9 protein-coding genes are annotated in these 13,202 nt (G+C 61.2%); 2 read left to right on the top strand and 7 right to left on the bottom strand.

Annotated elements, in window-relative coordinates; all coding sequences use genetic code 11:
• The first annotated feature begins 187 nt into the window (after window positions 1–187).
• A complete protein-coding gene (locus ACI77H_RS09805) occupies window positions 188–2,596 on the top strand; it encodes a glucose/quinate/shikimate family membrane-bound PQQ-dependent dehydrogenase (protein WP_407011726.1) in 2,409 nt (802 codons plus the stop codon).
• A 241-nt stretch (window positions 2,597–2,837) separates the two neighbouring features.
• Here ACI77H_RS09805 and ACI77H_RS09800 read toward each other — a convergent pair whose 3' ends face one another.
• Together ACI77H_RS09800 and purL are read right to left on the bottom strand one after the other, a co-directional pair.
• Window positions 2,838–3,149, bottom strand: coding sequence for an NGG1p interacting factor NIF3 (locus ACI77H_RS09800; RefSeq protein WP_407011725.1), 312 nt, complete (start codon window positions 3,147–3,149; stop codon window positions 2,838–2,840).
• Between the two features lie 5 nt (window positions 3,150–3,154).
• Window positions 3,155–7,051 (bottom strand): phosphoribosylformylglycinamidine synthase, encoded by a 3,897-nt coding sequence (gene purL, locus ACI77H_RS09795; RefSeq protein ID WP_407011724.1) that lies wholly within the window; start codon window positions 7,049–7,051, stop codon window positions 3,155–3,157.
• A 274-nt stretch (window positions 7,052–7,325) separates the two neighbouring features.
• Here purL and mltF point away from each other — a divergent pair, with 274 nt between their 5' ends.
• On the top strand, window positions 7,326–8,786 hold the full coding sequence (mltF, locus tag ACI77H_RS09790) for a membrane-bound lytic murein transglycosylase MltF (protein WP_407011723.1): 1,461 nt from the start codon (window positions 7,326–7,328) through the stop codon (window positions 8,784–8,786).
• Window positions 8,787–8,915: 129 nt separating this feature from the next.
• Here the strand turns inward: mltF and pdxJ are convergent, their stop codons facing one another.
• The 5 genes from pdxJ to lepB all read right to left on the bottom strand — a co-directional run bounded on the left by pdxJ (window position 8,916) and on the right by lepB (window position 13,200).
• Window positions 8,916–9,662, bottom strand: coding sequence for a pyridoxine 5'-phosphate synthase (gene pdxJ, locus ACI77H_RS09785; protein ID WP_407011722.1), 747 nt, complete (start codon window positions 9,660–9,662; stop codon window positions 8,916–8,918).
• 49 nt (window positions 9,663–9,711) lie between these two features.
• Window positions 9,712–10,401, bottom strand: a complete 690-nt coding sequence (recO, locus tag ACI77H_RS09780) for a DNA repair protein RecO (RefSeq protein ID WP_407011721.1) — start codon at window positions 10,399–10,401, stop codon at window positions 9,712–9,714.
• Window positions 10,402–10,576: 175 nt separating this feature from the next.
• Entirely contained in the window at window positions 10,577–11,479 is a 903-nt protein-coding gene (era, locus tag ACI77H_RS09775) for a GTPase Era (protein WP_123405550.1), read from the bottom strand.
• Complete coding sequence (gene rnc / locus ACI77H_RS09770; protein ID WP_010463056.1) at window positions 11,472–12,161, bottom strand: ribonuclease III; 690 nt, start codon at window positions 12,159–12,161, stop codon at window positions 11,472–11,474. Before rnc ends, era begins: the two co-directional genes overlap by 8 nt.
• Before the next feature lie 184 nt (window positions 12,162–12,345).
• Window positions 12,346–13,200 carry a signal peptidase I gene (lepB, locus tag ACI77H_RS09765; RefSeq protein WP_407011720.1) on the bottom strand — a complete coding sequence of 285 codons (855 nt, stop codon included), beginning with the start codon at window positions 13,198–13,200 and terminating at the stop codon, window positions 12,346–12,348.
• Window positions 13,201–13,202: the final 2 nt, after the last annotated feature.

The raw sequence follows: 13,202 nt of genomic DNA, 5'->3' as shown, positions 1-13,202 counted from the left end.
AAGCTTGCCGGCGATGGCGGTGGATCAGCCAGCACAGATGTCGACTGACACAGCGCCATCGCCGGCAAGCCGGCTCCTACAGGGATCGCATCAACCAAACAGTTTTTATCTGAACCATGCCCGCGCCAGATCGTCATCTACAGTGAACTTGCGCGGGACTACTTGAAACGTCACGGAGAACCACACTATGAGCACTGATGGTGCTTTGAGTCGAAGCCGTCTATTGCCGACCCTGCTCGGCATTCTGCTTCTGCTAATGGGCCTGGCCATGCTGGCCGGCGGGATCAAGCTGAGCATGCTCGGCGGCTCGCTGTATTACCTGCTGGCCGGTATCGGCCTGGCACTGACCGGCGTGCTGCTGCTTCTTGCCCGCCGCGCAGCCTTGGGGCTGTACGCCTTGGTCCTGTTCGCCAGTACCGTCTGGGCCCTGTGGGAAGTCGGCCTGGACTGGTGGCAATTGGTGCCGCGCCTGGCGATGTTGTTCGCACTGGGTATTGTCATGCTGCTGCCGTGGTTCCGCCGTCCGCTGCTGCGTGAAGGCGCTGCACCGAAAGGCACCGGCGCGCTGAGCGTAGCCGTGGTGCTGGCGGGCGTTGCTGCTCTGGCCAGCCAATTCACCAACCCCGGTGAAATCAAAGGCCAACTGGACCGCGACAGCGTGCCGGGCATGACCAACACCGCCCCGGCCATGCCCGACGGTGACTGGAACTCCTACGGCCGCAGCGCCCACGGTGATCGCTACTCGCCACTGGCACAGATCACCCCGCAGAACGTGAACAAGCTCGTTCCGGCCTGGACCTATCGCACCGGCGACCTGCCGGGGCCGAACGATCCGGGTGAAACCACCGCTGAAAACACCCCGCTGAAAGTCAACGGCATGCTCTACGTGTGCACGCCGCACAGCCAGGTGATCGCGCTGGACCCGGACACCGGCAAGGAAATCTGGCGTTTCGATCCGAAACTCTCCACGCAGAATGCGGCGAACTTCAAGGGTTGGGCGCACATGACCTGCCGTGGTGTGTCGTATCACGATGACGCGGCTTACGCCTCCGAGCAAAGCCCGACCGGCAGCGCCAGCGCGCCTGTCGCCAGCGCTTGCCCGCGCCGGATCTTCCTGCCGACCGCCGACACCCGTCTGATCGCCCTGAACGCCGACACCGGCAAGATGTGCGAAGACTTCGGCAACAAAGGCCAGGTCGACCTGAGTGCCAACATCGGCGGTTTCAACGCCGGCGGTTACTACTCCACCTCGCCTCCAGCGGTCACCAAGGACCTGGTGGTGATTGGCGGCCACGTCACCGATAACGTTTCCACCGACGAGCCGAGCGGCGTGATCCGCGCGTTCGACGTGCACACCGGCAAACTGGTGTGGAACTGGGACAGCGGCAACCCGGACGACACCACGCCGATTGCTGAAGGCAAGGTCTACACCCGCAACTCGCCGAATATGTGGTCGATGTTCGCCGTCGACGAAAAACTCGGCATGCTGTACCTGCCGATGGGCAACCAGACACCGGACCAGTTCGGTGGCGCACGCACGCCGGAATCGGAACTGCACGCCGCCGGCCTGACGGCCCTCGACATCGCCACCGGGCACGTGCGCTGGCACATGCAGTTCACCCACCACGACCTGTGGGACATGGACGTCGGTGGACAGCCAACCCTGATGGACCTGAAAACCGCTGACGGCGTGAAGCCGGCGGTCCTGGCGTCCACCAAGCAAGGCAGCATCTACGTGCTGGATCGCAGCACTGGCCAACCGATCGTGCCGATCAACGAAGTGCCGGTGCCTCAGGGCGCTGTCGAAGGTGATCACACCTCGCCGACCCAACCGAAATCCGACCTCAACCTGATGCCGCCGCCGCTGCAAGAGCGCGACATGTGGGGCGTCACCCCGTTCGATCAACTGATCTGCCGGATCGACTTCAAATCCATGCGCTACGACGGCCCGTTCACCCCGCCGTCGCTGCAGGGTTCGATCGTTTACCCCGGCAACTTCGGTGTGTTCGACTGGGGCGGTTTCTCGGTTGACCCGGTGCGTCAGATCGCTTTCGTGAACCCGAGCTACATGGCGTTCAAATCGAAAATGATCCCGGCCGCCGAAATCGCGGCCCAAGGCCCGCGCAAAAGCGAAACCGAAGGCGTGCAGCCGAACAAAGGCGCGCCGTATGGTGTAGTCCTCGAAGCGCTGCTGTCGCCAATGGGCCTGCCGTGCCAGGCGCCGGCGTGGGGCTATGTGGCGGCGATCGATCTGACCACCGCCAAAGTCCTGTGGAAGCACAAGAACGGCACCGTGCGCGACAGTTCGCCGGTTCCGATTCCGCTGAGCATGGGCGTGCCTAGCCTGGGCGGCACGTTCACCACCGCGGGTGGCGTCGGCTTCCTGAGCGGCACCCTCGACCAGTACCTGCGCGCCTACGACGTGAAAAACGGCAAGCAACTGTGGGAAGGTCGCCTGCCGGCCGGCGCGCAAACCACACCGATGACTTACACCGGCAAGGACGGCAAGCAATACGTGCTGGTCGTGGCGGGCGGTCACGGTTCGCTGGGCACCAAACAGGGTGACTATGTGATTGCGTACAAACTGTCCGAGTAAGTTTTAGCGGCGGTTAAAACGAAGGCGACTCCCGCGAGGGGGTCGCCTTTTTTTGTGGGTCTGCAATTCCCTGTAGGAGCTGGCTTGCCGGCGATTGCGGTTCAGCATTCAACGTTGATGCTGGCTGCCAGGACGCCATCGCTGGCAAGCCAGCTCCTACAGGGGGTTACGTGCAGGTTCGACAAATGGCGGGCAACAAAAAACCCGCCTTGGCGGGTTTTTCAATACAGCGGCCAGCGGATCAAAAAACCTCCAACCGCCACACTTCATAAGCCGGTGTCTCGTAGGGATGGCTCTGTTTCAAAGCGGCCACCACCGACCGGATCAACTCATCCGCCACCACCAGCTCAACTTTCCATTCCTCAACCTGTTCGACCTGCCCTGCTTCGCCAATGAACGGCTGACTGCCATCCAATGGGCGAAACTGACCCAGGCCCAACACCTGCCATGCGCAGTGATCGTAAGCACCGATCCGTCCGCCACCGGCAGCGAATACAGCGCTTTTGACCACCTCGACATGGCTGGCCGGAACAAAAAAGCTGAGCTTGTACACGGCGCTTAGTTCACCCACACGCGAGCGTTACGGAACATGCGCATCCATGGCGCGTCTTCGTTCCAGTCTTCCGAACGCCACGAGTTCTGCACGGCGCGGAACACACGTTCCGGGTGCGGCATCATGATCGTCACGCGACCGTCGCGGCTGGTCAAACCGGTGATCCCGCGCGGCGAACCGTTCGGGTTGGCCGGGTAGTTTTCGGTGACCTTGCCGTGGTTGTCGACGAAACGCATCGCCACGCAACCGGACAGATCGGCTTCCAGCAACGCTTCTTCGCTGGAGAACTCCGCGTGACCTTCACCGTGAGCGATGGCGATCGGCATGCGCGAACCGGCCATGCCTTGCAGGAAGATCGAGTTCGACTCCTGAACCTGAACCATCGCCACGCGGGCTTCGAACTGCTCGGAACGGTTACGCACGAAGTGCGGCCAGAACTCGCTGCCCGGGATCAACTCGTGCAGGTTGGACATCATCTGGCAACCGTTGCACACGCCGAGGGTGAAACTGTCGTTACGTTCGAAGAAACCCTGGAACGCATCGCGAGCACGGCTGTTGAACAGTGCGGACTTGGCCCAGCCTTCGCCGGCACCCAGTACGTCACCGTAGGAGAAACCGCCGCAAGCGACCAGACCTTTGAACTCGTTCAGGTCGACACGGCCGGCCAGAATGTCGCTCATGTGCACGTCGATTGCGTTGAAACCGGCGCGGTCGAACGCTGCAGCCATCTCAACCTGGCCGTTGACGCCCTGCTCACGCAGTACGGCAACCTGTGGGCGGATGTTTTTCTTGATGTAAGGCGCGGCAACGTCCTGGTTGACGTCGAAGCTCAGCTTGACGCTCAGGCCCGGGTTATCTTCTTCCAGCAACACGTCGAACTCTTGCTCGGCGCAGTCGGCGTTATCACGCAGACGCTGGATCTGGTAGCTGGTTTCAGCCCAGGTACGTTGCAGCAGACGACGCTGACCTTCGAACACGGTTTCGCCGTTGAAGGTGATGTTGATCTGGCCGTTGTTCATCGGCTGACCGATCACCGACACGCAGTCGCCCAGACCGGCGGCGCTGAACTGCGCGAGGATGTCCGGCGTGGCGTCCTGACGAACCTGGATCACAGCACCCAGTTCTTCGTTGAACAGGATCGCGGCGATGTCGGCGGAAGTTTCCGCCAGACCGTCGAGGTTCAGGCTCAGACCGCAGTGACCGGCGAAGGCCATTTCGACGACGCTGGTCAGCAAACCACCGTCGGAACGGTCGTGGTACGCCAGCAGGTGACCGTCGGCGTTGAGGCCCTGGATCACAGCGAAGAAGGCTTTGAGGTCTTCGGCATCATCGACGTCCGGCGCTTGCGAGCCGAGCTTGCCGTGAACCTGAGCGAGGATCGAGGCGCCCATGCGGTTCTGGCCACGGCCCAGATCGATCAGGATCAGGTCGGTGGTGCCCTTGTCCATGCGCAGTTCCGGGGTCAGGGTCTGACGGATGTCAGCCACTGGCGCGAAACCGGTCACGATCAGGGACATCGGCGAAGTCACGGTCTTGTCGACGCCTTCGTCGTTCCAGCGCGTGGCCATGGACATGGAGTCCTTGCCCACCGGAATGGTGATCCCCAGGTCCGGGCACAATTCCATGCCGACTGCTTTCACGGTGTCGTACAGGCGCGCGTCTTCGCCCGGGTGACCGGCAGCCGACATCCAGTTCGCCGACAACTTAATGTCAGAAATCTTGTTGATGCGCGACGCGGCGATGTTGGTCAGGGTTTCACCGATGGCCATGCGGCCCGACGCCGGAGCGTCCAGCAAAGCCAGCGGAGTGCGCTCGCCCATGGCCATCGCTTCACCGGTGTAGACGTCGAAGCTGGTGGCGGTGACGGCAACGTCGGCCACCGGAACCTGCCACGGGCCGACCATCTGGTCACGGGCCACGAGGCCGGTGATGGTGCGGTCGCCGATGGTGATCAGGAAGCTTTTGCTCGCCACGGCCGGGTGATGCAGAACGCGTTCGACGCAGTCTGCAATCTCAAGTGTCGACGGATCGAAATCGTCGCCCAGTTCGTTTTCACGAACGGCCGAACGGTGCATGCGCGGCGCTTTGCCCAGCAGCACTTCCAGCGGCATGTCCACCGGGCTGTTGCCGAAGTGGCTGTCGGTGACCGTCAGTTGCGGCTCGGCAGTGGCTTCGCCGACCACGGCAAACGGGCAACGCTCACGTTCGCAGATCGCCTGGAAGCGCTCGAAGTCAGCTGGGCCAACTGCCAGAACGTAACGTTCCTGGGATTCGTTACTCCAGATTTCGTGCGGGGCCATGCCCGGCTCGTCGTTTGGAATGTTGCGCAGTTCGAAGCGACCGCCACGGTTGCCGTCGTTCACCAGTTCCGGGAAGGCGTTGGACAGACCGCCCGCGCCGACGTCGTGGATGAAGCTGATCGGGTTCTTGTCACCCAACTGCCAGCAACGGTCGATGACTTCCTGGCAGCGACGTTCCATCTCCGGGTTTTCGCGCTGTACCGAAGCAAAGTCCAGGTCAGCCGAGCTGGTGCCGGTGGCCATGGAGGAAGCGGCGCCGCCACCCAGACCGATCAACATCGCCGGGCCGCCGAGGACGATCAGCTTGGAGCCGACGGTGATTTCGGCTTTCTGTACGTGTTCGGCACGGATGTTACCCATGCCGCCCGCCAGCATGATCGGCTTGTGGTAACCGCGAACTTCGTCGCCACGCGGGGTGGTGATCGACTGTTCGAAGGTACGGAAATAACCGGTCAGGGCCGGACGACCGAATTCGTTGTTGAACGCGGCGCCACCCAGTGGGCCTTCGATCATGATGTCCAGCGCAGTAACGATGCGCTCTGGCTTGCCGTACGGCACTTCCCACGGCTGTTCGAAGCCCGGGATTTGCAGGTTGGAAACGGTGAAACCGGTCAGGCCAGCCTTTGGCTTGGCGCCACGACCGGTAGCGCCTTCGTCGCGAATCTCGCCACCGGAACCGGTGGACGCACCCGGGAACGGGGCAATCGCGGTCGGGTGGTTGTGCGTCTCGACTTTCATCAGGATGTGCACCGGTTCCTGCACCGCACCGTACTGGCGGGTTTCAGGGTCCGGAAAGAAACGGCCGGCGACGTTGCCGACGATCACCGAAGCGTTGTCCTTATAAGCCGACAGCACGCCTTCGCTGTGCATCACGTAGGTGTTCTTGATCATGCCGAACAGGCTTTTTTCCTGGCTCTGGCCGTCGATGTCCCAACTGGCGTTGAAGATCTTGTGACGGCAGTGCTCGGAGTTCGCCTGGGCGAACATCATCAGTTCGATGTCGTGCGGGTTGCGCTTCAAGCCGACGAAGGCGTTGACCAGGTAATCGATCTCGTCTTCGGCCAGGGCCAGGCCCAGCTCGGTGTTGGCTTTTTCCAGCGCGGCGCGGCCGCCACCCAGCACGTCGATCGCGGTCAGCGGCTTCGGCTCTGCATGGCTGAACAGGCCGGCGGCCTGTTCGAGGTTACCGAGGACGATCTGGGTCATACGGTCGTGCAGCACATCAGCAATCTGCTGGGCTTCAACGTCGCTGAACTGACCGGCGACGTAGAACGCGATGCCGCGCTCCAGGCGCTGGATCTTGCTCAGGCCGCAGTTGCGAGCGATGTCGCTGGCCTTGCTGGACCACGGCGAGATGGTGCCGAAACGCGGCAACACCAGGAACAGGCGACCGGTCGGTTCTTGAACCGGAACGCTTGGACCGTACTTCAGAAGGCGCGCGAGCACCTGCTGTTCGTCGCCGGTCAGGACGCCGGTAACTTCGGCGAAGTGAGCGAATTCAGCATACAGGCCGCTGACAGCCGAAACCTTCTGGCTCAGTTGCTCAAGGAGTTTGCTGTGGCGAAAGGCAGAAAGGGCAGGAGCGCCGCGCAGGATCAACATCTTCGGGACAGCCTCGGGAAGGGGTGTGCTTTGAGGCCGTGCATTCTAGCCTAAACCGCCCGCGACATCACCCGAAACGGTACGGGCGGCGTCACCCGGACGTCGGGCCGGGTATTCGGAGCCGAAACAGCGGTCAGCCAGGTGTTATTTTTTGTGTCACAAAATGCAGTTCGGGCCCATTCCTGTGGGCTCCAGAGCGGTTTTTCGCTCTCTAGCAGACAAGGCCTTCGCTGTCGAGATATGGCGCTCGTGGTCCTTTGCGTATACTGCGCAGATGTTTTCCCCAACGGCTTTGCGTCCGCGGTACGCCAAATGGCTGATCGCAACCGGACTCTTCCTGATGCTCAGTGGCTGTGTTGATAAACCCAACACGCTGGAGCGCGTAAAGGAGGATGGCGTGCTGCGGGTGGTTACCCGAAACAGCCCCGCCACCTACTTTCAGGATCGCAACGGTGAAACCGGCTTCGAATACGAGCTGGTGAAACGCTTCGCCGACGATCTGGGGGTCGAACTCAAGATCGAAACCGCCGACAACCTCGACGACCTGTTCAACCAGGTGGGCAAGCCCAACGGCCCGGTCATCGCAGCGGCCGGTCTGGTCAGCAGCGAAGCGCGCAAGCAGCAGGTGCGGTTCTCCCACTCCTATCTGGAAGTCACCCCGCAGATCATCTACCGCAACGGCCAGTCGCGGCCGACCGATGCAAAGGATCTGGTCGGCAAGAAGATCATGGTGCTCAAGGGCAGCACCCACGCCGGGCAACTGGCGGAGCTGAAGCAGAAATTTCCCGGCATTGAATACGAAGAGTCCGACGCGGTTGAAGTCGTCGACCTGCTGCGCATGGTCGATGAAGGCCAGATCGATCTGACCCTGGTTGACTCCAACGAAGTGGCGATGAACCAGGTCTATTTCAGCAACATTCGGGTCGCCTTCGACCTCGGTGACGCCAGCGATCAAAGCTGGGCCGTGGCCGCCGGCGACGACAACAGCCTGCTCAACGAGATCAACGCCTACCTCGACAAGGTGAAGAAGAACGGCACTCTGCAACGCCTGAAGGACCGTTATTACGGCCACGTCGATGTGCTCGGCTACATGGGCGCCACCACCTTCGCCCAGCACTTGCAGCAACGGCTGCCCAAGTACGAACAACACTTCAAAACCTACGCCAAGAAAGAGAAAGTCGACTGGCGCCTGCTGGCGGCGGTCGGTTATCAGGAGTCCCTGTGGCAAGCGGCCGTCACGTCGAAGACCGGCGTACGCGGCCTGATGATGCTGACCCAGAACACCGCGCAGGCCATGGGCGTGTCCAATCGCCTCGATCCGAAACAGAGCATCATGGGGGGCGCCAAGTACCTGGCCTACATGAAGGATCAACTGGATGAATCGATCCAGGAGCCGGATCGCACCTGGTTTGCACTGGCGGCCTACAACGTCGGCAGCGGTCACCTGGATGACGCGCGCAAACTGGCGGCCAAGGAAGGGTTGAACCCGGACAAGTGGCTGGACGTGAAGAAGATCCTGCCGCGCCTGTCGGAAAAGAAGTGGTACAGCAAAACCCGTTACGGCTACGCCCGGGGTGGCGAGCCGGTGCATTTTGTGGCGAACATCCGTCGTTACTACGACATCCTGACGTGGGTAACGCAGCCACAGCTTGAAGGCAATCAGGTTGCCGAGGGCAATCTGCATGTGCCGGGGGTCGACAAGACCAAGCCGAGCCAGGAAACCCCGCAGCTTTAGATCTACGCCGTTTTCAATGACGCTATCGCGGGCAAGCCCGCTCCCACAGGTACCGTGTTGAACCACAATCGTGTATTCGACGCGAAACCCGTGGGAGCGTGGCTTGCCCGCGATGGCAGCGCCTCGGTCTTAGCCCTTCAACGCAGCTGCCAGAATCAACGCCTTCATTTCAGACACCGCCGACTTGAACCCGACAAACAACGCATGCGCCACCAGCGCATGGCCGATGTTCAATTCGTTGATGCCTTTGATCGCCGCGACCGCCTCTACGTTGTGATAGTGCAAACCGTGGCCCGCGTTGACGATCAGCCCTTGCGCCAGGCCAAACGCCACACCATCGGCGACACGCTTGAGTTCTTCAGCCACTTCGGTCGGCGTCTCGGCATCGGCATAACGGCCGGTGTGCAATTCAATCGCCGGGGCACCGACACGACGGGATGCTTCGATCTGACGCTCGTCTGCATCGATGAACAGCGATACTTCGCAACCGATCTTCGCCAGGCGCTCCACCGCAGCCTTGATCCGCGCTTCCTGCCCCGCCACGTCCAGGCCACCTTCGGTGGTCAGCTCCTGACGGGTTTCCGGCACCAGGCAAATGTGTGCCGGACGGATGCGCTCGGCGAACGCCATCATTTCTTCGGTGACGCCCATCTCGAAGTTCATGCGGGTTTGCAGCACATCCTTGAGCAACAGAACATCGCGCTCCTGGATGTGCCGCCGGTCTTCACGCAGGTGCACGGTGATGCCGTCAGCGCCCGCCTCTTCCGCGTCCAGTGCAGCCTTGACCGGATCGGGATAGCGAGTGCCCCGGGCCTGGCGCAGGGTGGCAACGTGGTCGATGTTCACGCCAAGAAGAATGCGATTGCTGGTGGTCACGGAAGCGCTCCTGAAGAGGGGAAAGTTCGGTGCACAGCATACGGGGTGATCAGGGCTTGCGAAACAACTCGCGACTGACGAGGGGGCGACCGCCCAGGTGAACGGCCAGCGCCTGGCGCATCAGACGCTTGGCGGCGGACAGCGCACCGGGAGCTGACCAGTCGGCGTCAGCCATGGCCAGCAGTTCAGTGCCGTTGAACAGACCGGGTTGCAACAGATAGACCTGCTCCAGACCTGCATCGACTTGCAAACGGTAAAGGCCGTCCGGCGCGATGGGCTCGCCATGGATGTCGGTGGACAGCGCGAAGCCGTACCCGAGATCGTCGAGCAGGCGCCATTCGAAGGAGCGCAGCAACGGTTCCAGCGGACGGCCTTCGGCCAACGCGAGCAAGGTTGCGGCGTAGTGATCGAAGACTGCCGGATGAGGATCTTCTGCCGGCAGCAGGCGAATCAGCAACTCATTCAGATAAAGGCCGCTGAACAGCGCCTCACCGTTGAGCCAGGTGGAAATGCCGGCGCTTTCCATGCGCCCGACATTCTTCAACTCACCACGCCCCCGAAATTCGACCTCCAACGGCACGAACGGCCGCGCCAGCGTCCCGGCCTTGCCCCGCGCACTGCGCAACACCGCCCGCAGCCGACCTTGCGGCGTGAGGAAGTCCACCAACGCGCTGTTTTCGCGGTAAGCGCGGGAGTGGAGGACGTAGGCGAGTTGGCCGGGGGGCGGGGTTTGGGACATGGGCGTCGCAGTTCTCAATGAGGGAGCGCAGTTTTACAAACAGCCCTAAACCAATGTGGGAGCGGGCTTGCTCGCGAAAGCGGTGTAACAGTCAACATCAATGCTGAATGTTACATCCTATTCGCGAGCAAGCCCGCTCCCACAGGGGTTCATCGGTGTAGCAGAAATCCGAGTTTTACAGGTCGCCGTAACCCAACGAACGCAGCGCGCGTTCGTCGTCGGACCAGCCGCCTTTCACTTTCACCCAGAGGTTGAGCATGATCTTGGAGTCGAACAGCAACTCCATGTCCTTGCGCGCCTCGGTGCCGATGCGTTTGATGCGCTCGCCCTTGTCGCCAATGATGATCTTCTTCTGGCCATCACGTTCGACGAGGATCAACGCATGGATGTGCAGGGTTTTCCCCTGCTGCTTGAACTCTTCGATTTCGACGGTGATCTGGTACGGCAGCTCGGCGCCCATCTGGCGCATGATTTTCTCGCGTACCAGTTCTGCGGCGAGGAAGCGGCTGCTGCGGTCGGTGATCTGGTCTTCCGGGAAGAAGTGCTCGTTTTCAGGCAGGTAACCGGCAATCACCCGCTCCAGCGCTTCAAGGTTGTGCCCGTGCTGGGCCGAGATCGGCATGATCTGCGCGTTCGGCAGCTGTTCCTGCAACCAGCTCAGGTGCGGCATCAGCTCGGCTTTGTCTTCGATGCGGTCGGTCTTGTTCAGCGCCACGATCAGCGGGCCGGTCACGTACTGGACGCGCTCCAGGACCATCTGGTCTTCGTCGGTCCACTTGGTGCGATCAACCACGAAGATCACCACGTCGACGTCTTTCAACGCCGCCGAAGCGGTTTTGTTCATGTAGCGGTTCAGGGCTTTCTCGCCACCCTTGTGCATGCCCGGGGTATCGACGTAGACGGCCTGGATCGCGCCTTCGGTCTTGATGCCCAGCATGTTGTGACGGGTGGTCTGCGGCTTGCGCGAGGTGATCGCCAGCTTCTGACCCAAAATGTGGTTCAGCAGCGTGGACTTGCCCACGTTGGGACGGCCGACGATGGCAACATAGCCACAGCGTGTTGCGGTTGAATCAGTCATTGCCATTCTCCACACCCAGGGCAATCAGTGCTGCGGCGGCCGCTACCTGTTCGGCAATACGACGACTCACACCCTGACCTCGGCTTTTTTCATTCAGTAAGGTGATTTCACATTCGACGAAGAACGTCCGGCAATGCGGCTCACCCTGGATATCCACCACTTCGTAACGCGGCAGCTCACAACCACGGGACTGCAGGAATTCCTGCAGGCGGGTTTTTGGATCTTTGTTGGTGTCGACCAGTGTCAGGCCTTCGAACTCGCCGGCCAGCCAGGCCAGTACGCGCTCACGCGCCATGTCCATGCCGGCGTCCAGGTAAATCGCACCAATCAACGCTTCCAGGGCATCGGCCAGAATCGACTCGCGACGGAAACCGCCGCTTTTCAACTCGCCGGAACCCAGACGCAAGTACTCGCCCAGATCGAAACCGCGGGCCAGTACAGCCAGAGTCTCACCTTTCACCAGACGTGCGCGCAAACGCGACAACTGGCCTTCGCGCGCCAGCGGGAAGCGATCGAACAGCGCCTCGCCAGCGACGAAGTTGAGGATGGCATCACCGAGGAATTCCAGGCGTTCGTTGTTGCGCCCGGCAAAACTGCGGTGAGTCAGGGCCAGGACCATCAGTTCCTGATCTTTGAAGGTGTAGCCGAGCTGACGCTCTAGACGGCTTAAGGAGACGCTCACGGTTTACCCACGCTGAGTTCGTGGCTGGATTCCACCGCCATCGCCGTGGTGCGGCGCAGGCTTGGGACAATTAACGCTGTGTTCAAAAATTACGTCCTGAATATCATTGTTTTCATGCCTCTGGCGCCGATTGTGGCGACTCCAGAAATGCATTCGGCGCTGTGTTCAACAGCGCCGTGTGTGATTACTTGATCAGGCCAACCCGCGAGAAATTCGGCAGGTGACTGAGTTTGGGTTCCGGCCAGCTCATCCAGACTGCGAAGGCCTTGCCGACGATATTCTTGTCGGGAACCATGCCCAGCAGATCCTTGGGAATGCTCGGATCATCCCAGTAACGACTGTCGTTCGAGTTGTCGCGGTTGTCGCCCATCATGAAGTAGTGCCCGGCGGGCACGGTCCACGTATGGTCCGGCGATGCGCGATAACGGCTCATTTCCTTGCGGATCAGGTGCTCGGCGGCGCCGAGTTTTTCCTTGTAGAGCTCGGCGCTGCCCAGCGTGCCCGGCTCGGAGCCGACCAGCTGCTCGGCAATCGACTCACCGTTGACGAACAGGCGCTTGTCGGCGGTGTAGCGAACCTGGTCACCCGGCAGGCCGACCACACGCTTGATGTAGTTGACGTTCGGATCACTTGGGTAACGGAACACCATCACATCGCCGCGCTGCGGATCACCGACCTCGATGACTTTCTTGTCGATCACCGGCAGGCGGATCCCGTAAGAAAACTTGCTCACCAGAATGAAGTCGCCAACATCCAGGGTCGGTTTCATCGAGCCGGAAGGAATCTGGAACGGCTCCACCAGGAACGAACGCAGGACCAGCACGATGAACAACACCGGAAAGAACGACTTGCCGTATTCGACCAGCAGCGGCTCTTTGTTCAGCTTCTCGACCACCAACCCGTCAGGCTGGCTGACGCTGCCCTCATAGGAAGCGATAGCGGCACGCCGACGCGGCGCCAGAAAAACCAGATCAAGCAACGCCAACAGGCCGCAGACGAACACGGCGATGACCAGCAACAGCGGGAAATTTAGTGACATAG

Origin of the sequence: Pseudomonas sp. O230 (assembly GCF_045447035.1) — a bacterium.
Taxonomy (GTDB): domain Bacteria; phylum Pseudomonadota; class Gammaproteobacteria; order Pseudomonadales; family Pseudomonadaceae; genus Aquipseudomonas.
The sequence above is the reverse complement of the archived record's forward strand: the minus strand, read 5'-3'. Positions and strand labels throughout refer to the sequence as shown.

Coding starts and splice junctions, on each gene's coding strand:
- ACI77H_RS09805 (WP_407011726.1), top strand. CDS start 188: ATGAGCACTGATGGTGCTTTGAGTCGAAGCCGTCTATTGCCGACCCTG.
- purL (WP_407011724.1), bottom strand. CDS start 7,051: ATGTTGATCCTGCGCGGCGCTCCTGCCCTTTCTGCCTTTCGCCACAGC.
- mltF (WP_407011723.1), top strand. CDS start 7,326: ATGTTTTCCCCAACGGCTTTGCGTCCGCGGTACGCCAAATGGCTGATC.
- recO (WP_407011721.1), bottom strand. CDS start 10,401: ATGTCCCAAACCCCGCCCCCCGGCCAACTCGCCTACGTCCTCCACTCC.
- era (WP_123405550.1), bottom strand. CDS start 11,479: ATGACTGATTCAACCGCAACACGCTGTGGCTATGTTGCCATCGTCGGC.
- lepB (WP_407011720.1), bottom strand. CDS start 13,200: ATGTCACTAAATTTCCCGCTGTTGCTGGTCATCGCCGTGTTCGTCTGC.